This is a genomic window from Actinotalea solisilvae (genome assembly GCF_016464425.1).
Taxonomy (GTDB): Bacteria; Actinomycetota; Actinomycetes; order Actinomycetales; family Cellulomonadaceae; genus Actinotalea; species Actinotalea solisilvae.
In genome coordinates, this window is record NZ_JADDKQ010000007.1 from 57,115 (window position 1) to 77,355 (window position 20,241).

General features: G+C 75.3%; 19 protein-coding genes and 1 riboswitch. Of the genes, 12 read left to right on the forward strand and 7 right to left on the reverse strand.

What is annotated here, in order from left to right; all coding sequences use genetic code 11:
• The first annotated feature begins 280 nt into the window (after positions 1-280).
• The 6 genes from JIG38_RS07165 to mnhG are packed head-to-tail and all read left to right on the forward strand — an operon-like array spanning position 281 to position 6,917.
• On the forward strand, positions 281-3,442 hold the full coding sequence (locus JIG38_RS07165; RefSeq protein WP_199423083.1) for a Na+/H+ antiporter subunit A: 3,162 nt from the start codon (positions 281-283) through the stop codon (positions 3,440-3,442).
• Positions 3,439-3,981 carry a Na(+)/H(+) antiporter subunit C gene (locus tag JIG38_RS07170; RefSeq protein ID WP_199423084.1) on the forward strand — a complete coding sequence of 181 codons (543 nt, stop codon included), beginning with the start codon at positions 3,439-3,441 and terminating at the stop codon, positions 3,979-3,981. Before JIG38_RS07165 ends, JIG38_RS07170 begins: the two co-directional genes overlap by 4 nt.
• Complete coding sequence (locus JIG38_RS07175; RefSeq protein ID WP_199423085.1) at positions 3,978-5,570, forward strand: Na+/H+ antiporter subunit D; 1,593 nt, start codon at positions 3,978-3,980, stop codon at positions 5,568-5,570. Before JIG38_RS07170 ends, JIG38_RS07175 begins: the two co-directional genes overlap by 4 nt.
• Complete coding sequence (locus tag JIG38_RS07180) at positions 5,567-6,160, forward strand: Na+/H+ antiporter subunit E (RefSeq protein ID WP_199423086.1); 594 nt, start codon at positions 5,567-5,569, stop codon at positions 6,158-6,160. The genes JIG38_RS07175 and JIG38_RS07180 overlap by 4 nt, the downstream gene beginning before the upstream one ends.
• Positions 6,157-6,546 carry an MrpF/PhaF family protein gene (locus JIG38_RS07185; protein WP_199423087.1) on the forward strand — a complete coding sequence of 130 codons (390 nt, stop codon included), beginning with the start codon at positions 6,157-6,159 and terminating at the stop codon, positions 6,544-6,546. Before JIG38_RS07180 ends, JIG38_RS07185 begins: the two co-directional genes overlap by 4 nt.
• Entirely contained in the window at positions 6,543-6,917 is a 375-nt protein-coding gene (gene mnhG, locus JIG38_RS07190; protein ID WP_199423088.1) for a monovalent cation/H(+) antiporter subunit G, read from the forward strand. Before JIG38_RS07185 ends, mnhG begins: the two co-directional genes overlap by 4 nt.
• Positions 6,918-6,957: 40 nt before the next feature.
• Here mnhG and JIG38_RS07195 read toward each other — a convergent pair whose 3' ends face one another.
• The 3 genes from JIG38_RS07195 to JIG38_RS07205 all read right to left on the reverse strand — a co-directional run bounded on the left by JIG38_RS07195 (position 6,958) and on the right by JIG38_RS07205 (position 9,074).
• Complete coding sequence (locus JIG38_RS07195) at positions 6,958-7,209, reverse strand: DUF4235 domain-containing protein (RefSeq protein ID WP_199423089.1); 252 nt, start codon at positions 7,207-7,209, stop codon at positions 6,958-6,960.
• A gap of 86 nt (positions 7,210-7,295) precedes the next feature.
• Complete coding sequence (locus tag JIG38_RS07200; protein WP_199423090.1) at positions 7,296-8,588, reverse strand: cation:proton antiporter; 1,293 nt, start codon at positions 8,586-8,588, stop codon at positions 7,296-7,298.
• 48 nt (positions 8,589-8,636) lie between these two features.
• Positions 8,637-9,074: a hypothetical protein gene (locus JIG38_RS07205; RefSeq protein ID WP_199423091.1), complete on the reverse strand. Its 438-nt coding sequence runs from the start codon at positions 9,072-9,074 to the stop codon at positions 8,637-8,639.
• Between the two features lie 89 nt (positions 9,075-9,163).
• A riboswitch (TPP riboswitch) is annotated at positions 9,164-9,282 on the forward strand.
• A 79-nt stretch (positions 9,283-9,361) separates the two neighbouring features.
• Here JIG38_RS07205 and JIG38_RS07210 point away from each other — a divergent pair.
• Genes JIG38_RS07210 through JIG38_RS07220 form a run of 3 tightly spaced genes read left to right on the forward strand, consistent with a single transcriptional unit; the run spans position 9,362 to position 13,342 of the window.
• The gene (locus tag JIG38_RS07210; protein ID WP_199423092.1) at positions 9,362-10,471 is read left to right on the forward strand and encodes a thiamine ABC transporter substrate-binding protein; all 1,110 of its coding nucleotides are present in this window, start codon (positions 9,362-9,364) and stop codon (positions 10,469-10,471) included.
• 37 nt (positions 10,472-10,508) lie between these two features.
• Complete coding sequence (locus JIG38_RS07215) at positions 10,509-12,194, forward strand: ABC transporter permease (RefSeq protein WP_199423093.1); 1,686 nt, start codon at positions 10,509-10,511, stop codon at positions 12,192-12,194.
• Positions 12,191-13,342, forward strand: coding sequence for an ABC transporter ATP-binding protein (locus JIG38_RS07220; RefSeq protein ID WP_199423094.1), 1,152 nt, complete (start codon positions 12,191-12,193; stop codon positions 13,340-13,342). Before JIG38_RS07215 ends, JIG38_RS07220 begins: the two co-directional genes overlap by 4 nt.
• Positions 13,343-13,438: 96 nt before the next feature.
• Here the strand turns inward: JIG38_RS07220 and JIG38_RS07225 are convergent, their stop codons facing one another.
• From JIG38_RS07225 to JIG38_RS07235, 3 genes are all read right to left on the reverse strand, one after another.
• Positions 13,439-13,960: a DUF1990 domain-containing protein gene (locus JIG38_RS07225; RefSeq protein ID WP_307844658.1), complete on the reverse strand. Its 522-nt coding sequence runs from the start codon at positions 13,958-13,960 to the stop codon at positions 13,439-13,441.
• 147 nt (positions 13,961-14,107) lie between these two features.
• Entirely contained in the window at positions 14,108-15,208 is a 1,101-nt protein-coding gene (locus JIG38_RS07230; protein ID WP_199423095.1) for a GNAT family N-acetyltransferase, read from the reverse strand.
• Positions 15,205-15,570 carry a GNAT family N-acetyltransferase gene (locus tag JIG38_RS07235; RefSeq protein WP_199423096.1) on the reverse strand — a complete coding sequence of 122 codons (366 nt, stop codon included), beginning with the start codon at positions 15,568-15,570 and terminating at the stop codon, positions 15,205-15,207. Before JIG38_RS07235 ends, JIG38_RS07230 begins: the two co-directional genes overlap by 4 nt.
• A gap of 199 nt (positions 15,571-15,769) precedes the next feature.
• On the opposite strand from JIG38_RS07235, the gene JIG38_RS07240 reads away from it, so the two are divergent.
• Positions 15,770-16,507, forward strand: a complete 738-nt coding sequence (locus JIG38_RS07240; protein WP_199423097.1) for an SRPBCC family protein — start codon at positions 15,770-15,772, stop codon at positions 16,505-16,507.
• A gap of 55 nt (positions 16,508-16,562) precedes the next feature.
• Here the strand turns inward: JIG38_RS07240 and JIG38_RS07245 are convergent, their stop codons facing one another.
• Positions 16,563-17,429: an LLM class flavin-dependent oxidoreductase gene (locus JIG38_RS07245; RefSeq protein ID WP_199423098.1), complete on the reverse strand. Its 867-nt coding sequence runs from the start codon at positions 17,427-17,429 to the stop codon at positions 16,563-16,565.
• Between the two features lie 231 nt (positions 17,430-17,660).
• Between JIG38_RS07245 and JIG38_RS07250 the strand changes: the two genes are divergently transcribed.
• Positions 17,661-18,890 carry an SPFH domain-containing protein gene (locus tag JIG38_RS07250; protein WP_199423099.1) on the forward strand — a complete coding sequence of 410 codons (1,230 nt, stop codon included), beginning with the start codon at positions 17,661-17,663 and terminating at the stop codon, positions 18,888-18,890.
• 186 nt (positions 18,891-19,076) lie between these two features.
• Positions 19,077-20,234 carry a TFIIB-type zinc ribbon-containing protein gene (locus JIG38_RS07255; RefSeq protein WP_307844660.1) on the forward strand — a complete coding sequence of 386 codons (1,158 nt, stop codon included), beginning with the start codon at positions 19,077-19,079 and terminating at the stop codon, positions 20,232-20,234.
• The last annotated feature ends 7 nt before the right edge of the window (positions 20,235-20,241 follow it).

Here is a 20,241-nt window from a genome sequence, read left to right on the forward strand (position 1 = left end):
CGGTCACCCGTCGACGCTAGGCCGGGTCCTGGCGCCCCGCGCGCCGGCCGAGGTCCTCGGTCCGCCGTTCGTTTGCCAAGCGTTTGCCCAGCGCGGGGGGACGCCTGAGGCGGCCGGTAGACTGGGCCGCGTCCCGGGGTGCACCGCGCCCCGGGGGCAGGCGGGGCTCCCCGTCACCATCGACCGACACGACCGGCCCCGGCGGGCCTGCCCTCGCGCACCCGCTGCGGGCCTCCTGAACGACCGACCGACCACCCGCCCTGACAGGACGGAGCCGGACGTGCTGCTGCTGCTCGCGGTCCACCTGCTCGTGGCCCTCGGCGCGCCCGCACTGGCCCGGGTGCTCGGCCGACGGGTCTTCCTCGTGCTCGCCCTCGCGCCCGCGTCGGCCGCCGTGTGGGCGCTGAGCCACACGCGGGCCGTCATGGCCGGCGACGGCCCGGTCGAGGTGGTCGAGTGGGTGCCCCAGCTCGGCATGGAGCTGGCGTTCCGGCTCGACACGCTCTCGTGGCTCATGGTGCTGCTGGTCGGCGGGGTCGGCGCGCTCGTGCTCGTCTACTGCTCGGCCTACTTCTCCTCGTCGGCCTCGGGGCTGGGCCGCTTCGGCGCGGTGCTCGTCGCCTTCGCCGGCTCGATGCTCGGCGTCGTCACCACCGACGACATGTTGCTCCTCTACGTGTTCTGGGAGCTCACGACCGTCTTCTCGTACCTGCTCATCGGCCACTACGCGGACCGCAAGGCGTCGCGCCGCGCCGCGATGCAGGCGATCATCGTCACGACCGCGGGCGGCCTCGCGATGCTGGTGGGGATGGTCCTCGTCGGCGAGACCGCAGGGACGTACCGGATCTCCGAGGTCCTCGCCTCCCCGCCCGCCGGCACCGCGGTGACGGTCGCCGTCGTGCTGCTGCTGCTCGGCGCCGTGAGCAAGTCCGCGCTGGTCCCCCTGCACTTCTGGCTGCCGTCGGCGATGGCGGCGCCGACGCCGGTCTCCGCCTACCTCCACGCCGCCGCGATGGTGAAGGCCGGCGTGTACCTCGTCGCGCGCTTCGCCCCCGGCTTCGCCGAGCTCACCGCGTGGCAGGTCGTCGTCCTCGGCCTCGGCAGCTGGACGCTCGTGCACGGCGGCTACCGCGCGCTGCGGCAGTACGACCTCAAGCTCGTGCTCGCCTTCGGCACGGTGAGCCAGCTCGGCCTGCTGATCATGCTCGTCGGGTCGGGGTCCCGGGCCGCTGCTCTCGCCGGCATCGCGATGCTCGGCGCCCACGCGATGTTCAAGGCCTCGCTGTTCCTCACGGTCGGCGTCGTCGACGCCGCGACGGGGACGCGCGACCTGCGCCGCCTCTCGGGCGTCGGCCGCGAGCTGCCGATCACCGCCGCGACCGGCGCGCTCGCGACGGCGTCGATGATCGGCCTCCCGCCGTTCGCCGGCTACGTCGCCAAGGAGGCGGCGCTCGAGGCGCTGCTGCACGACGTCGGCACGGTGCCGGGCGCCCTCGTCGTCGCGGCCATGGTGCTCGGCTCGGCGCTCACGGTCGCCTACGGCCTGCGGTTCTGGTGGGGCGCGTTCGCGCGCAAGCGGCCCGACCGGCCGTCGACGCCGGTGCGCGAGGCGCCCGCCGTCGTGCCCGCGGGCGGCGAGCCGGCGCCGGCCGGCGCGCTCGCCGTCGAGGATCCCGTCACGGTGAGCCGGCCCTCGCTCGTCCTCGTCGTCCCCGCGGCCGTGCTCGCGATGCTCGGTCTCGCGGCGGCGCTCGTCCCGTCCTTCGGCGAGGAGCTGCTCAGCCCGTACGCGGACACGCTCCCCGGCGACCCGGGCCACCTCGTCCTGTGGGCCGGCCCCACGCCCGCGCTCGGGCTGACGGTGGTCATCCTCGCGCTCGGCGGCGCCCTCTTCCTCCGGCGCGCGGCGGTCGAGCGTGCCCAGGCGCGCGTGTCGGTCCCGCTCGAGGCGGACACCGTCTACCGGCGCACCATGCGGCGCCTGGACGACCTCGCCGCCGACGTCACCGCCGTCACGCAGCGAGGCTCGCTGCCCCTGTACCTCGGTACGATCCTCGTCGTCTTCGTCGTGCTCGGCACCGGCGCGCTGCTCACGGGCCCGGTGCTCGACGACCCGGCCGTGCGTGCGTGGGACACGCCCGTCCAGCTCGTCGCGGGCGCCCTCACCGCGGTCTCGGCCGTCCTCGCCGCTCGCGCCCGGCGCCGGCTCAAGGCGGTCGTCCTCGCGGGCGTCAGCGGGTACGGCGTCGGCGCGCTCTTCGTGCTCCACGGCGCGCCGGACCTCGCGCTCACCCAGGTGCTCGTTGAGACCATCACGCTCGTCGTCTTCGTCCTCGTGCTGCGGCGCCTGCCCGCGTACTTCTCCGTGCGCCCGCTCGCGGCGAGCCGCTGGGTCCGGCTCGCGATCGGCGCGGCCGTCGGACTCACCGTGGGGGCCCTCGCCCTCGTCGTCCCCAACGCGCGCGTGCACGTGCCCGTCTCGGTCGACTACCCCGAGGAGGCCTACGTCTACGGCGGCGGCAAGAACATCGTCAACGTCACGCTCGTCGACATCCGCGCGTGGGACACCATGGGCGAGATCTCGGTGCTGCTCGTGGCGGCGACCGGCGTCGCGTCGCTCATCTTCCTCAGCCGGCGCAGCGGCGACGTGCTGCGCACGCGCGACGTCGAGGGCGACCGCCTCGTCTGGGACCGGGGCGGCGACCCCATGGCCGCGCTGCGCCGACGCGGGTTCGCGCACGCGGAGGCCTCGGCGCGCGTGGACGACGACGCCGACGCCGAGGCCGCGGACGGCGGTACGACGGCCCGGCGCCGGCGCGGCCCCGTGGCTCCCGCGCTCGGGGACAACCGTCAGCGCGAGTGGCTGCGCGGCGGCCGCACCCTCGCGCCGCAGCGCCGCTCGGTGATCCTCGAGATCACCACGCGCATGCTCTTCCACTCGATGATCGTCTTCGCGGTCTTCCTGCTGTTCTCGGGCCACAACGCGCCGGGCGGCGGCTTCGCCGCGGGCCTCGTCGTGGGCATCGCGCTCATCGTGCGCTACCTCGCCGGCGGCCGGTACGAGCTCGGCGAGGCCGCCCCCGTCCACCCCGGCCTGCTGCTCGGCTCGGGCCTCTTCCTCTCGGCGGGCGTCGGGCTCGTCGCGATCCTCGCGGGCGGCTCCGTGCTGCAGAGCGTGATCATCGAGTTCACGCTCCCCGTGCTGGGCGCGGTCAAGCTCGTCACGTCCCTCTTCTTCGACGTCGGCGTCTTCCTCGTCGTCATCGGCCTCGTGCTCGACATCCTGCGCAGCCTCGGCGCCGAGATCGACCGGCAGAGCGAGGAGGCCGGCACGGCCGACGTGAGCGACGAGCTCCCCGTCGCGCCGCAGACCCACGGCCTCGCGGCCGAGACCACGACGCTGGCCACCCAGCACGTCCCGACCGGCGGAGGTGGCGCGTGATCGACACCAGTCCCAGCCTCGCGCTCGTCGCGACGATCGTCGTGCTCGTCACGGTCGGCGTGTACCTGCTCCTCGAGCGCAGCCTGTCGCGCGTGCTGCTCGGCGTCATCGTGCTCGGGAACGCGGTGAACCTGCTCTTCCTCGTCGCGGGCGGCCGCGCGGGCGGCGCCCCGATCATCGGCCTGACGCCCGAGGACCGGATGACCGACCCGCTGCCCGAGGCGATGGTGCTCACCGCGATCGTCATCACGCTCGGCATGACGGCGTTCCTGCTCGCGATGGCGTACCGGTCGTGGCAGCTCAACCGCCACGACGAGGTGCAGGACGACCTCGAGGACCGCCGCACGGCGCGCCGCGCCGCCGCCGACCAGGCCGCGTTCGAGGACGCCGACGCCGAGGTCACGACGACCCTCGACGAGGACGCGGCGCTGGTCCGCGACGAGACGGGGCCGGTCGACCAGGGTGCGCTGCACCAGACGCTCGACGAGGCGGCCGCGGCCCGCGGCTCGCACGGCTCGCCGGGGGGTGGGGCGCGGTGAACACGACCGACCTCACCTGGGTGGTCCCGCTGCCCGTCGTCGTGCCGCTGTTCGCGGCCGGCCTGGCGCTCGCGCTGTGGCGCCACGGGCGCGCGCAGGGCGTCATCAGCGTCGTCGCGCTGAGCGCCGTGCTCGTCTCCTCGGTCGTCCTGCTCGGCGCCGTCGACGACGGACCGCTCGTGCTCGACGTCGGCGGCTGGGCGGCGCCCGTGGGGATCGACCTCGTCGCGGACCGGCTCTCGGCGCTCATGCTCACGGTCTCCTCGGCCGTGACCCTCTGCGTCCTGCTCTACTCGCTCGCGCAGGGCGTCGAGGACGGGGACGCCGAGACCCCGATCGCGATCTTCCACCCCACCTACCTGGTGCTCACCGCGGGCGTCGCGAACGCCTTCCTCTCGGGCGACCTCTTCAACCTCTACGTCGGCTTCGAGATCCTGCTGGCGGCGTCGTACGTGCTGATCACGCTCGGCGGCACGGGCGAGCGCATCCGCGCGGGCACCATCTACGTCGTCGTGTCGCTGGCGTCGTCCGTGATCTTCCTGCTCGCGATCGCGCTCGTGTACGCGGCCACGGGCACGGTCAACCTCGCGCAGCTCGCCGAGCGCCTGCCCGAGGTCGACCCGGCGGTCCAGCTCGCGCTCCAGCTGCTGCTCCTGCTCGCCTTCGGCATCAAGGCCGCCGTGTTCCCGCTGTCGGCGTGGCTGCCCGACTCCTACCCGACGGCGCCCGCGCCCGTGACCGCGGTGTTCGCGGGCCTGCTCACCAAGGTCGGCGTGTACGCGGTGATCCGCACGCAGACCCTGCTCTTCCCCGACGGGCGCGCCGACACCCTGCTGCTGTGGGTCGCGCTCGCGACGATGGTGGTCGGCATCCTCGGCGCCGTCGCGCAGAACGACATCAAGCGACTCGTCTCGTTCACGCTGGTCAGCCACATCGGCTACATGATCTTCGGGATCGCGCTGTCGACCGACCAGGGCCTGGCGTCGGCGATCTTCTACGTCGCGCACCACATCACGGTGCAGACGACGCTCTTCCTCGTCGTGGGCCTCGTCGAGCGGCGCGGCGGCTCGACCTCGCTCGACGACCTCGGCGGGCTCGCGAAGATCGCGCCCCTGCTCGCCGTCCTCTTCTTCGTGCCCGCCATGAACCTCGCGGGCATCCCGCCGTTCTCCGGCTTCCTCGGCAAGGCGGGGCTGCTCCAGGCCGGCGTCGACGTCGGCACCCCGCTCGCGTACGCGCTCGTGGGGGCCGCGGCGCTGACGTCGCTGCTCACGCTCTACGCGATCGTCAAGGCGTGGAACAAGGCGTTCTGGCAGACGGCGCCCGTGACGCCGCCCGCGACGCGCCTGCCCGCCGGCATGGTCGGCCCGGCCGCGGCGCTCGTCGTCGTGGGCGTGGGCCTCACCGTGGTCGCCGGGCCGCTGTTCGCGTACACCGAGCGGGCCGCCGCGACCCTGCGGGACCCGGCGCAGTACGTCCAGGCGGTCCTGCCCGACGGCGCGCGCGGCGAGGGCCAGTCCGCCGACGTCGCCGAGGAGGCCGGGGCCGGTGCCGAGGCCGAGGACGCGACCGAGGGGGACGACCGGTGAGCCTGCACCCGCGCCGGCGCAGCACCGGCGTGCCGTTCGTCGCCGTGGCGTGGCTCACGGCCGTGTGGGTGCTCCTGTGGGGCGACCTCAGCTGGGCCAACGTGCTGTCCGGCGCCCTCGTCGCCGTCGTCGCGCTGCGCCTGCTCCGGATGCCGCGCGTCGAGTTCCACGGGCACGTGCACGTGCCGGCGCTGCTCTACCTCGTGCACCGCTTCGTGGTCGACCTCGTGGTCGCGAGCGCGCAGGTCGCGTGGCTCGCGCTCGACCCGCGGCGCACCCCGCGCAGCGCGGTCATCGCGGTCCAGCTCCGCAGCCACTCGGACCTGTACCTGACCCTCACGGCGCAGCTGTGCTCGCTGGTGCCCGGGTCCGTCGTCGTCGAGGCGCACCGCATCTCGGGGATGCTCTACGTGCACGTGCTCGACGTCGACTCGGTGGGCGGCGTCGACGGCGCGCGGCAGCACGTGCTCGACACCGAGTCCCGGGTGCTGCGCGCCCTCGCGTCCGACGAGGAGCTCGACCAGGTCGACCTGCCGCGCCGGCCGCAGCCCCGGGCCGTCCAGGCCGCCACCACGGGAGGTGAGCGATGACCGTCGTCGTCCTCGTGTGCGGCGCGCTGCTCGGCGCCGCCGCGGTGCTCGCGCTCGTCCGCGCCGAGAAGGGCCCGAGCATGCTCGACCGCGCCATCGCGCTCGACATCCTCACGGGGGCCCTCGTCGGCGCCATCGCCCTCGAGGCCGCGTGGTCGCGACGCATCGACACGGTGCCGATCCTCGTCGTGCTCGCGCTCGTGGGCTTCGTGGCGTCCGTGACCGTCGCGCGGTTCGCCGCCGTCGAGCCCGAGGGCGAGGGCCGCATCCTCACGCGCGACGAGCTCGCGGCGCTCGAGAACGAGCGGATCGAGGCCGACGACGCCCAGCGCCGATCGGTCGACGAGGAGCACCACGGCGGGCTCGCGCACGGGGAGGTCTCGTGAGCGCCTCCACGTGGACGACCGTGCTCGACGTGCTCGCGGCGCTGTGCCTGCTCGGCGGCTCGCTGCTCGCCTTCTCGGCCGGCGTCGGCCTCCTGCGGTTCCCGGACCTGCTCGCGCGCATGCACACGGCCGCCAAGCCGCAGGTGCTCGGCCTCGTCCTGCTCATGCTGGGTCTCGGGCTGCGGCTGCGCGACGGGCACGTGCTCTGGATGCTCGTGCTCGTGGTGCTGTTCCAGATGCTCACGTCACCCGTCGCGGCGCACATGGTCTCGCGCGCCGGCTACCGGACGGGCAAGGTCCGCAACGAGCTGCTCGTCGTCGACGAGCTGACGCGGGACATGGAGGCCGCCGACCGCGCCGAGCGCGAGTGAGTCGCGGCGCGACGGCGGCCGTGGCCGTGCGTGCGGGGGTCTACTTGATGAGCTTGGCGGTGCCGCGGGCGGCGAACACGCGCGCGAGCGCGACGATGGCGCCCGTGATCGCGGCGGCCGCGAGCACCTCGCCGAAGCGGGCGTCGCCCGGGTCCTCCGCCTTCGGCGGCTTGTGACCGAGGACCTTGCTCCACCCACGGTCGATGACCTGGTTGGCGAGCCACGCCGCGCCCAGGGCGATCGCCAGCCCCGCGCCCTTGGCGACGAGGGTCTCCTTCTCGGACTCGCGCACGCTTCCTCCTGTGATGATCGATCCTGCGGCCACGCTAGTGCCGCGGCGGCGCGACCGCGACGTGCGGCGGTGCGCCGGCGCGGGCGTCAGACGGCGGTGTGGGCGACGTCGCCGTCACCCTGCTCCGCGCGCCTCTCGCGGGCGCGGTCGAGCCGGGCCATGACCGGCGTCGCCGCGACGCCGTGGACCACGATCGAGCCGAGGACGACGAGGCCGACGACGGCCCAGAGGCGCTCGGCGTCCGGGAAGTCGCCGTGCTCCAGCGCGTACGCCACGTAGAAGAGCGACCCGACGCCCCGGACGCCGAAGAAGGCGATGACGCCCCGCTCGCGCCGCCCGGTCCGGCCGCGGGCCAGCCCGACGAGCCCGGTCAGGGGCCGGACCACGAGCAGGAACACCAGGGCGAACGCGACCTCGACCCAGCCGACGTCGTCGAAGAGGCCGCGCGCGACCGCCCCGCCGAGCAGCACGACGACGGCGACGGTGAGCAGGCGCTCGACCTGCTCGACGAACGAGTGCAGCACGCCGTGGTACTCGTCGTGCCGCTCGACGGCGCGCAGCGCGACGGCGCACACGAACACCGCGACGAAGCCGTAGCCCTCCGCGAGCTCCACGGCTCCGTAGGCGAGGAAGGTCGCCGCGAGCGCGACGAAGCCCTGGGCGTGCTCGCTGAGGTGCCGACGGCGCGCGAAGCCGGAGAAGAAGAGCCGACCGAGCGCCCAGCCCACGGCCGCGCCCACGAGCACGCCGACGGCGATCCGCCACAGGACGTCCACCAGCACCCAGCCGCCCAGCCAGCCGCCGAGCGCCGGGCCGGCGACGCTGATCGCGATAGCGGCGTAGGTGAAGGGGAAGGCGAGCCCGTCGTTGAGGCCGGCCTCCGCCGTGAGGGCGAAGCGCGCCTCGTCGTCGTCCTGGCCCGGCTCCGCGGTCGGCTCGCTGACCTGCACCTCGGACGCCAGCACCGGGTCGGTCGGGGCGACCGCGGCCGCGAGCAGGACCGCCGAGGCGACCCCGAGCCCGAGCATCGACCAGCCGAGCAGGCCGACCGCGAGGATCGAGAGCGGCATCGTGATGCCGAGCAGCCGCCACGTGGTGCCCCAGCGCCGCCAGCCCAGGGGCCGGTTGATCGCCAGCCCCGCACCCATGAGCGAGACGACGACGCACACCTCGGTGAGATGGAGCGCGACGGGGTGGTGCGCGACAGGGTCCGGGTCCGGCAGGGCGGGCAGCAGCGTGAACGCGAGGATGCTGAAGCCGAGGAACACGGCCGGCATCGAGACCGGCGCGCGGTGGAGTGCGCGCGGCAGGACGGCGGCGGCCAGGGTGGCCACGCCGATCGCCGCGAAGACGGCGCCACCACCGTCGAAGGCGATCACGGCGTCACGCTAGGTCACCGCGGCGTTCCCGGCCCGGCGAGCGCCGGATCAGGTCGGCTCGACCCAGAGGTAGACGTCCTGGCCGGCCCCGTGCGCGGCCGCGACGAGGCCCGTGATCTCACGGACGAGCGGCAGCAGGTCCTCGCCCTCGGCGCTCATCTCCTCCGACGCGGCCCACGCCTCGGCGACCTCGCCCGGCGCGTCCGGGTCCTCGGGCTCGTCGAGCTGCGCGAGCACCTCGCACAGGAAGGGCGGGAGGCGGAAGAGGAGCTCGTGGTCGAGGTCGACCTCGGCGACCTCGAGGTCGCCGCTGCCGAAGCGCACCGCCTTCGCCGCGATCTCGCCGAGCACCTCGAGGTCGACGGGAGTCAGGGCGACGTCGAGCGCCGACGTCGCGTCGTCGGGCTCGTCGCCCGCGTCGAGGGCGTCCGCGCGGGCGAGCGCCTCCGCGTGGGTCCCGGCGAAGAGCTGTGCGACGAGCGACATGGTCGTCCTCCGTGGGTGGCGGGGCCCGGTGCCGTGAGCGTATCCAGCCGCGCGCGACCTGTCCCGGCCGCCGACGGCGGTAGGCTCGCCCCGAACGACAGGGGAGCGTCGCCGGGAGACCGGGCACGGACGCTGAGAGTGCGGGTGACCGCAGACCCTCGAACCTGATCCGGGTGATGCCGGCGTAGGGAGTCGGGACGTCTTCGACGTCGGCCGCGTCGTCCACGGGTGCGCTCGCGCCCGCGGCGGCGGGGTGGCGTCCCCCTCCTGCCACCAGAGGAGGAGCCATGGCGAGAACCCTCGCCGACCACCAGCGCACGGGCCGTCGCCGGCTCGCGCCCGTCGCCGTGCTCGCGCTGCTGCCGCTCGCCGCGTGCTCGGCCATCGGCGCCGACGACGACGCCGAGCCCGGCCGCTCACCCGACGCCGGGGCGTCGCCGGGCGGCACCGTCGTCCTCGTCACGCACGACTCGTTCGCGCTGAGCGACGAGACGATCGCGGCGTTCGAGGAGGAGACGGGCCTCACGCTCGAGACCCGCGCGCCCGGCGACGGCGGCGCGCTCGTCAACCAGCTGATCCTCACGAAGGACGCCCCGCTGGGCGACGTCGTCTACGGGATCGACAGCACCTTCGCGAGCCGCGCGGTCGCCGAGGGCGTCCTCGAGCCGTACGAGAGCCCGGCCGAGCCCGCCGACGCCGCGCAGTACGCCGTCGACGACGACCACCACCTCACCGCGGTCGACGTGGGCGACGTGTGCATCAACGTCGACCACGAGTGGTTCGCGGAGCAGGGGCTGGCCGAGCCGACGACGCTCGAGCAGCTGGCGGATCCCGCCTACCGGGACCTGCTGGTCGTGACGAACCCCGCGACGTCGTCGCCCGGGCTCGCCTTCCTCCTCGCGACCGTCGCGCGCTTCGGCGAGGACGGCTGGGCCGACTACTGGACGGCCCTGCGCGCCAACGGGGTCAAGGTCGTCTCGGGCTGGTCGGACGCGTACTACGTCGACTTCTCCGGCCCCTCGAGCGAGGGCGACCGCCCGCTCGCGCTGAGCTACGCGTCGTCGCCGCCGTACGAGGTGGCCGAGGGCGCGGAGACGGCCCCGACGGGCGCGCTGCTGGACACGTGCTTCCGCCAGGTCGAGTACGCGGGCGTGCTCGCGGGCGCGGCGAACCCCGAGGGCGCGCAGCAGGTCGTCGACTGGCTGCTCAGCCCGGAGGTCCAGGCGGACATCCCCGAGAGCATGTACGTCTACCCCGTCGACGGCGGCGTCGAGCTGCCGGAGTCGTGGGCGGCGTTCGCACCGCGCCCCGACGAGCCGCTCACGCTCGAGCCGGACATGATCAGCGAGAACCGGGACGCGTGGATCGCGAGGTGGACCGACGTCGTCCTGGGCTGAGACCACCACGCGGGGCCGGGCAGGGGGAGGACCCGCGATGGGGGCGGCGCGCCGGTGGCTGGCCTGGGGGCTGGCCGCCGGCGTCCCGCTGCTCTTCCTCGCGCTGTTCTTCGCCTACCCCGTCGCGGCGCTGCTCCGGCTGGGGTTCGTCGGCGAGGGCGGCCTCGACCTCTCGGGCTTCGGGGAGGTGCTCGGGCGCCCGCGGACGTGGCGGATCGTCGGGCTGACCCTCGCGCAGTCGGTCGTGGGGACCGCGCTCGCGCTCGTGCTGGGGCTTCCCGTCGCGCACCTGCTCCACCGGCGCGACTTCCCGGGCCGCCGCGCGCTGCGCGCGTTCGTCGTCGTGCCCTTCGTGCTGCCGACCGTCGTCGTGGGCGTCGCGTTCCGCTCGGTGCTCGCGCCGCACGGGCCGCTCGGGTTCCTCGGGATCGACGGCACGTTCTCGGCCGTCGTCGCGGCGCTGGTGTTCTTCAACCTCGCGGTCGTCGTCCGCACCGTGGGGGGCTTCTGGGCGGGCCTGGACCCGCGCGCCGAGCAGGCCGCGCGCGCCCTCGGCGCGTCGCCGTGGCGCGCGTTCGTCCACGTCACGCTGCCCGCGCTGACGCCCGCGCTCGCGTCCGCGGCCGCCATCGTCTTCCTCTTCTGCGCGACGGCGTTCGGCGTCGTCCTCGTGCTCGGCGGCGCGCGCTACGGCACGGTCGAGACCGAGATCTGGGTGCAGACCACCCAGTTCCTCGACCTGCGCGCCGCCGCGGTGCTCTCGGTGCTCCAGCTCGTGGTCGTCGCCGGCTGCCTGCTGCTCGCCGGCCGTGCGCGCTCGTCGCGCGAGCGGGCGCTGCAGCTCACGGCCGACCCGCGCGTCGCGCTGCCGCGCCCCGCGCTGCGCGGCCCGGGACGCAGCGCGGGCGACGTCGTCGCGGTCGCGGTCACCGCCCTCGTCGTGGGGGTGCTGCTCGTCCTCCCGCTCGCGACCGTCGTCGTGCGGTCGCTGCGCACCGCCGACGGGTGGGGGCTCGGCAACTACGTCGCGCTCGGCACCACCGGCGGGCGGAACGCGCTGAGCGTCACGGTGTGGGAGGCCGCGCTGACGTCGGTGCGGATCGCGCTGGACGCGACGGTGATCGCTGTCGTCGTCGGCGGGCTCGTCGCCCTCGTCGCGTCGCGGCGACCGCGCGGCGCCGGCACCCGCCGGGCCGTCCGGCTGCTCGACGCGCTGTTCATGCTGCCCCTCGGGGTCTCGGCCGTGACCGTCGGGTTCGGGTTCCTCGTGGCGCTCGACCGGCCGTGGGGGCTCGACCTCGACCTGCGCGGCTCGGCGGTGCTCATCCCGGTGGCCCAGGCGGTCGTCGCGACGCCGCTCGTGGTGCGTACGGTGCTGCCCGTGCTCCGCGCGATCGACACCCGCCTCCACGAGGCCGCCGGCGTGCTCGGCGCGGCGCCCGCGGGCGTGCTGCGTCACGTCGACTGGCCCATCGCGGCGCGCTCGCTCGGCGTCGCGGTCGGGTTCGCGTTCGCCGTGAGTCTCGGCGAGTTCGGCGCCACGTCCTTCCTCGCGCGGCCCGAGCGGCCCACGCTGCCCGTCGTGATCTTCCGGCTGCTCGGGCGACCGGGCGCCGACAACCTCGGCATGGCGCTCGCGGCCGCGGTGCTCCTCGGGCTCATGACGGCCGTGGTCATGGGCCTCGCGGAGCGGCTGCGGCCCGGCGGGCAGGGCGAGCTGTGAGCGCGCCGGAGCGGGCGGGCGGGGCGGGCCTGGAGGTGCGCGACGTCGTCGTGCACTACCGGGACGACGACGGCTCGGTCGCGACCGCCGTCGACCACCTCGACCTCGACGTCGCGCCCGGGGAGGTCGTCGCGCTGCTCGGGCCGTCGGGCAGCGGCAAGTCGAGCCTGCTGCGCGCGGTCGCCGGGCTCGAGCCGGTGTCGTCCGGCACGGTCCGCTGGGGCGGCGAGGACCTCGCGGGCGTGCCCGTGCACCGACGCGGGTTCGGGCTCATGTTCCAGGACGGGCAGCTGTTCCCGCACCGCGACGTCGCGCGGAACGTGGCGTTCGGGCTCGAGATGGCGGGGGTGCCGCGCCCCGAGCGACGCGCGCGGGTCGCGGAGCTGCTCGAGCTCGTCGGCCTCGTCGGCTTCGACCGGCGCGAGGTCGCGACGCTGTCGGGCGGCGAGCGGCAGCGGGTCGCGCTCGCGCGGTCGCTCGCGCCGCGCCCCCGGCTGCTGCTGCTCGACGAGCCGCTCTCGGCGCTCGACCGGTCGCTGCGCGAGCGGCTCGCGACCGAGGTCCGCGCGGCCCTCACGGCCACCGGCACGACGGCGGTCTTCGTGACGCACGACCACGACGAGGCCTTCGCGGTCGCCGACCGGATCGCGGTCATGGACGCGGGCCGGCTCCTCCAGGTGGCCGCACCGGTCGTCCTGTGGCACCGCCCGGCGAGCCGGCGGGTCGCCGAGTTCCTCGGGTACGAGGCCTTCGTCGGGGTCGACTCGGCCGTGGGCGGCGCGCTGCGCGCGGCCGGGGTCGGGGGCGGCGTCGTCGGGGGTGACCCCGCGGCGGACGCGCCCGGGGGTGCGGCGGACGGGCCAGGTGGTCCGGCGGACGGGCCCGGGGGCCGGGCGGGCGAGGGCGCGGGGACGTTCGCGCTCGGCCCGGGCTCGCTCGAGCGCGCCGACGACGGACCGCTGCACGGCCGGGTGGTGAGCGCCGGCTTCGGCCGCGGCGTCACCGAGGTCGTCGTCGACGTCGAGGGGGCGGGACGCGTGACGGTCGTCGAGCCGAGCTCGCTCGCGGCCGCGGCGTCGGCGCTCCCGGCGCCGGGCACCCGGGTGCGGCTGCGCCCGGTCCCCGCCGCGGTCGTCGTCGTGCCGTAGCCTCCGCCCCCCTCCGCGAGTCCGTCCTCCCGGGGCGGGGGCGTCCTGTCGCGAGGACGCCGTCGCCGCTGCTGGACGTGCGGGCGGGCGGTCGCGTCAGGCGACGCGGACGGCGAGGTAGCGGCGGGTGATCGCGCGCTGGACGGCGACCGTCACCGGCCCGCCCAGGCGGGAGTACCAGCGCACCGACCGCCAGAACGCGCGGATCTCGAGGCGGACGACGTCGTCGCCGTCGATGGTCACGACGAACGCCTCCTCGCCCTGCTCGGGGTGACCCGCGAGCGTGCCGTACGCGAAGCCGCGGCGGTCGGGCTCGTCGACGACGGCGACGACGCGGTCGAGCGCACGCACCCGCAGCGGTCCGAGCGGCAGCGCGACCTCGACGTCGACCCCGACGGCGGCGCGAGGTGCGCGCGCGTCGACGAGCAGGCCCGCGCGCCGGTGCATCTCGAACCGCAGGACGGCGTCGGCGTGCCGCTCGAGTACCGCGCGGCCGTGTCCGACGACGGCGCTCGCGCGCGTGTGGTGGTAGCCGGCCGGGAGCGGCCCGGCGAGCGAGGCGCCCACCTCGGCGTAGGTCAGCGGCAGCGCGGCGAGGTCGCGCGGCGGGCGGGTCACCCGGCGATCGTCCCGCGCGCCGGAGCCGCCCGCGCGGCGGGCAGGCCGCCGTGCCGCGGAGGGTTCGGGTCGGCATGTGTGCCGAACCTTCCGCGCCGGACGCCGGCCCCTGACCGGGACGGCTCCTCGGGGCGCCGCGACCGGCGGTCAGGGGAGGCGGCGCTGCCACATCGCGCAGACGCCGCGCGGGCGGAACCCCAGCGCCACGTTGATCGCGAGCATGACGGCGTTCTCCTCGGCGTTCCAGGTGTGGACCCGGCGTGCGGTGGGTCGGTGCTCGGCGAGCTCGCGCAGGAGCGCCGTCTTGACCAGCATCCCGAGGCGCCGGCCGCGGTGCTCGCGCAGCACCAGGGTGTCCTCCTGGTGCACGACCTCCGGCTGGTCGAGCGGGAGCTTGACCAGCGTGAACGCCGCGAGGGTGGCCGTCGCGACGTGCTCGGCGACCACCGTGAGCACGCCGTGCCGTGCCGCGGCGGCGTCGTCCTCGAACGACCGCACGCGCGCGGCGTCCCACGGGTCCTCGTCCACCTCCAGGCCCGCGACGGGGACGTCCGTGCTCATCCGCGTGAAGAGCGTCCCGACCTGGTCGAGCCACCGGTCCGGCGTGCGGTCGACGAAGGTGTGGAGCCGGTAGCCGGTGCCCGCGCGCGCGGCGGCGTCGGCGTGCAGCCGCCCGAGCAGCCCGGGGTCGAGCGGGAGCTCGAGGACGCTGTAGCGCTCGGCCTGCTCGAGCGCGTACCCGCGCCGCAGCGCGAAGGCGGCCGACGCGTCGTCGGCGGCGATGCGACCGCTGCCCGTCGGCGGCTCGAGGGCGGTGCCGCCGGGCGGCGGCTCGCCGCGGTGGTCGCTCGACACGATGACCGCCGTGCGGCCGTCGCGCGCCGCGAGCTCCTCCGCCGCCGCGACCAGCGCGGCGCCCGCGCCCTGCCGCCGCCGCTCGGGCCGGACGAGGGTCTCGAGGTAGGCGGTCCGCGTGTCCCGGGGCAGCACGACCCCGGCCGTCCCGACGACGTCGTCCGGCGACGTCGGGTCGACGCCCTCGGGCACGACGACGAGCTGGTGGCGCGCCGCGTACCGCTGGTTGCGCAGGTAGGTGAGGCAGTGCTGCGGGGTGTAGGCGAGGTCGTCGTGTCCCCAGGTGGCACGCTCGGCCGCGCTCGAGATCTCGGCGACGGCGTGGATGCCCCAGGCGTCGTCGGCGTCGAGCGACGCGGGCACCGGGACGCGGTGCACCGCCCAGCCGGTCACGGCGCGGTCCCGCCGTCCGGCGAGGACGGGGCGCGCAGGCCGACGCAGTCGAGGCCCCAGAACACGTCGGGGACGACGACGGTGCCGGTCATCCACGGCTCGTGCGCGGCGAGCGCGACAGCCTGGAACGCGGCGGGCGGGATCCGCAGCGACGGGCGGCGCAGCCCCAGCGACGCGCCGGCCACGAAGCCGCGCGGCCCGTAGTAGCCGGGGTCGCCCTCGAGCACGACGAGCGGTACGCCGCGCGCGTCGGCCGTGCGCACGCGGGCGACGTGCGCGCCGTCCGGCCCGAACGCCGCCGTCGTGGTGGCGCGGACGGCGTCGGCGTCGTCCGGCCGCTCGGTCCTCGTGCGGTGACCCATGGGTGACAGCCTCCCCCGCGCGAGGGCGCGCGCCCACTGCTTTCCGCGCCCGACGGCGCCCGAGGGCCGGCGAGGCGGCCGTCGCGGCGGACCGGCGTCGGGTGCGCGCCGTGCGGCGTGGTGCCATGCTCGGACGCGGCGCCCCCGCGCCCGACGCTCCGCCTCTCCGCCGACCCACCCGCACCTGCCCGGAGGTCCGATGGCAACCGAACGCGTGCTCGTCGACACGCACGTCGCGGCGTCGCCCGACGACGTCTGGGCGTCCCTGCGCGACCCCGCGCTCGTCGCCCGGTGGTTCGGCTGGGACTACGACGGCCTCGAGGCCGAGATCACCCAGATCTTCGGCGAGGGCGCCACGGCGGACGACGCCGCCCGCACGCTCACGTGGGAGGACGGCGACCGGTTCGAGGTCGCGCCCGAGGACGAGGGCACGCGGCTGCGCGTGACGCGCTCGCACCACGGCGTCACCGGCGAGTTCGACGGCGCGTTCGACCCGGTCGACGAGGGCTGGATCACGTTCGCGCAGCAGCTCCGGTTCGCGCTCGAGCGCCACCCCGGCCAGGACCGGCGCACCGTCTCCGCGCACGGACTCGACCTCGGCCCGCACGACTCCCCGCTGCTCAGCCGCCTCGGTCTGCGCCTGCTCGGGGACGACCCCGTGGGCGGCGCGTACGAGGTGCGCCGCGAGGACGGCACCACGTTCTCGGGCGAGGTCTTCTTCCAGACGGATCTCCAGATCGGCCTCACCGTCGCCGAGGAGGACGACGCGCTGCTCGTGGTCGCGCGCACGCCGCCCGCGTCGGCGCCCCCGGACGGCGAGGTCATGCTCGTGCTCAGCCTCTACGGCGCCGACGCCGAGCGGGCGGCGGACGCCGAGCGCCGGTGGACGTCGTGGTGGACGGGCCCCGACACGGACGGCGCCGCCGGCGAGGCGTAGCGGCGGAGCGGCCCCGGGACCGCGCGCACCGGTCCGCCCGCGGGCCCGCGCCCGGTCAGGGGCCCGCGAGGATGCGTCCGCGCATCTGCTCCGCGGGCAACGGCTGCCCGGCGCTCCAGCCGTAGCGCCACGGGAGGACGTTCTCCTGCCACCACGTGCCGCCCGCGTCCGCGTGCGGACCAGCGGCGTCGGCGGTGCGCCCGGGCTCGCTCTCGCCGGGCACGACGAGGTCGAACGGTCCGGCGCCCGGGTCCCGCTGCGCGGCGACGGCGGCGTGGACGTCGCGCGTGTCCTGGACGGTCCAGGGGCCGTCGGCGCGCATGGGGACGACGCCGTCCCAGCGCGCCGCCCGGCGGAACGGCCGGGTGCCCGGCCAGGTCCCCGCGACCCACACGGGGATGCGCGGCCGCTGCACGGGCGGCGGGTGGAGGCGCGCGCTGAACGGCTGGTCCGCCGTGCCCGCGACGCGGTAGTGCTCCCCGCGGTGCTCGACCGGTTCCCCCGACCACAGCCGCGCGAGCAGGTCCAGGTGCTCGTCGAGCATGCGGCCGCGCGTCGGCAGGTCCGGCTCCTCGCCGAGGAAGTCCCACTCGTAGGGGAAGCCGCCCATGCCGACGCCGAGCACCGCGCGCCCGCCGCTGAGCCGGTCGAGCGTCACCGTCTCGCGCGCGAGCTTCACCGGTCGGCGCCGGGGCAGCGGCGTGACGAGCGTCCCGAGCCGGATCCGGGACGTCCGGTCCGCCGCGACCGCGAGCGCCATCCACGGGTCGACGACGTCGACGGGGCCCGGGTCCCAGGCGAGCAGGTGGTCCCAGAGGAAGAACCCGTCCCAGCCCGCCTCCTCGGCGTCGACCGCCCAACGCGCGAGCAGGTCGACGTCGACCCCGGGGCCGAAGTTGGGGACCGTCACGCAGAAGCGCATGGTCCACGGTCGCACCGGCCACCGACACGCGCAGGGCGGGGGCCGCGCGGCGCCGGCCCGGGCGGCCGACGAGGACACCCGGCGTTCGGGTGACTGTGCCGAACCCCTCACGGGAGCGGGCCGCCGGTCAGTAGAGTGCGCCCGACGGCGCCGTGGCGAGAGCCCGGAGCCGGCCCGAGCACCGCTGTCCTGCGGCGGCGCGGCCCCGCACGCGATGACGTGGAGGATCCGATGGGATTCATCAAGGCCTTCTCCGGAGCCCTCGGCGGCATGCTCGCCGACCAGTGGAAGGACTTCCTGGCGCCCCCGCCGGGCCTCGCGCCGACGGCCGCGATCTTCCCGGCGGTGCCCCAGGGCCAGAACGCCGGCCGCGGGTCGAACACGCAGGGCTCGGCGCACATCATCACCAACGGCAGCCGCATCCTCGTCCCCGAGGGCTACGGCCTGCTCACGTTCCAGGACGGCCAGCTCACCGGCTTCGTCGCCGAGCCGGGGGGCTTCATCTTCACGTCGCAGGACCCGAACTCGCGCTCGATCTTCGCGGGCGACGGGCTCAGCCCGACCGTGATGGCGTCCTGGGAGCGGTTCAAGTTCGGCGGCCAGCCGGGCTCGCAGCAGCTCGCGTTCTACGTCAACCTCAAGGAGATCCCGAACAACCGCTTCGGCACGCAGTCGGAGATCTACTGGGACGACGCGTACCTCGGCGCCCAGGTCGGCGCCGTGACGCGCGGGTCCTACTCGCTGCGCATCGTCGACCCGATCCTGCTGGTCAAGCAGTTCGTCCCGCTGACGTACCTCAGCGCGACGCCGCGGGTCTTCGACTTCACCGACCTCGACAACGACGCGGCCAGCCAGCTCTTCAACGAGGTGGTCGGCTCGCTCGCGGCCGCGTTCTCGAACTACACGAACGACCCGAGCAAGGGGAACCGCATCGCGCGGATCCAGGGCGACTCGATCGGCTTCGCGCAGTCCCTCGCGTTCGCCGTCGAGGAGAACTACCAGTGGACGACGGCGCGCGGCCTCACCATCGTCAAGGTCGTCCTCCAGGCGATCGAGTACGACGAGGACACGCGCGCGCTGCTCAGCGACGTCAAGAAGGCGGACGCGCTCGGCGGTTCCCGGGGCAACTCCTTCATGCAGCAGGCGGCCGCGCGCGGCTTCCAGGCGGCCGGCGAGAACGGTGGCGGCGGCGCGGGCATGGCCGTGCTCGGGATGGGCGTCGGCGCGACGGGCGCCGCGGCGTCCGGCCTGCAGCAGCCGAGCACGCCCCCGGCCTTCCAGCAGGCGCAGCAGGCTCAGCAGCAGACGCCGTCGGACACGCCTCCGCCGCCCCCGCCGCCGCCCGCGGCGCCGGCCGAGGACCCGGTGGCCAAGCTCACGCAGCTCAAGGCGATGCTCGACCAGGACCTCATCACGCAGGCGGACTACGACGCCGCCAAGGCCAAGGTCCTCGGCCTCTAGGACCTGGACATGGACCACCTCGACCGGGCGGGAGGGACGGCGCCGCCGACCCCTCCGCCGCCCCCGCCACCGCCGCCGCCTCCGGGCGGCGCCGCGTACCCTCCGCCGCCCCCGCCGACGTCGGGCGCGCCCGTCGCGCTGCCGGGGTTCCCGCCGCCACCGCCGCCACCGCCCGGCCCGCAGGTCGTGCGAACCGACGCGGGCGCGAAGGACGGCCTCACGCGGTGCGAGCGCTGCGGGTCGACCGAGATCGGGCTCAACCCGGCGACGGGCAACCTGCGCTGCGCGTACTGCCGGCACGAGTGGCGGAGCGTGAGCGCGCTCGAGCAGTTCGGCCTCGACGGGGAGATCGGCGCGCTCACGGGGGTCGTCATCGGCTCCGGGTCGGCGGACATCATCCCGTCGACGGCCGAGGTCCTCACGTTCCGGTGCACGGCATGCGGGGCGGAGGTGGTGGTCGACACGAACGAGAGCACCCAGGCGCGCTGCCACTGGTGCCGCAACACGCTCTCGATGAACCAGCAGATCCCCAACGGCGCGGTGCCCGACATGGTGCTGCCGTTCAAGCTGCCCAAGGCCGAGGCGGTCGAGCGGATCGGGGCCTTCGTGCGCAAGCGGCAGTTCTTCGCGCACCCGCGGTTCAAGCGCGAGTTCGACCCGACCAACGTCATGGGCGTCTACCTGCCCTACATGGTCGTGGACATCAACGCGCACGCGTCGATGCAGGGCCAGGGCGAGCACGAGACGCGGTCGTACACGGTCAAGCAGGGCGACCGGCAGGTGCGCCGCTACGACGCCGACCTCTACGACGTCGCGCGCGAGTTCGACATCCACATCGACGACCTCACGGTCGAGTCCTCGCGCGAGCGGCTCGACCGGCGCACGTCGGTCAACTCGAACAACATCATCAACACGATCCTGCCGTTCGACGTCGAGAACGGCGTCCGCTACGACTCCAACTACCTGCGCGGCTTCGCGTCGGAGAAGCGCGACACGAACGTCGGGGACCTCACGCCGCTCGCGACGGTCCAGGCGCAGGACATCGCGCGCCACCAGGCCAACGAGACGCTCGCGTTCTACGACCGCGGCGTGCGCTGGGACCACGAGCGCGTCGACGTCGTCGGGCAGCGGTGGGTGTCGGCGTACCTGCCCGTGTGGCTGTACAGCTACCACCAGACGAAGTCCGGCGGCCGGTCGTTCCTGCACTACGTCGCGGTCAACGCGCGCACCGGCGAGACCATGGGCAGCGTCCCGATCAACCAGCCCAAGCTCCTGGCCGTCGCCGCGGTGGTGCAGGTCGTCGGCACGGTCCTGTTCGGCGTCGTCATGCTGCTCGGCGGCTGAGGGAGGG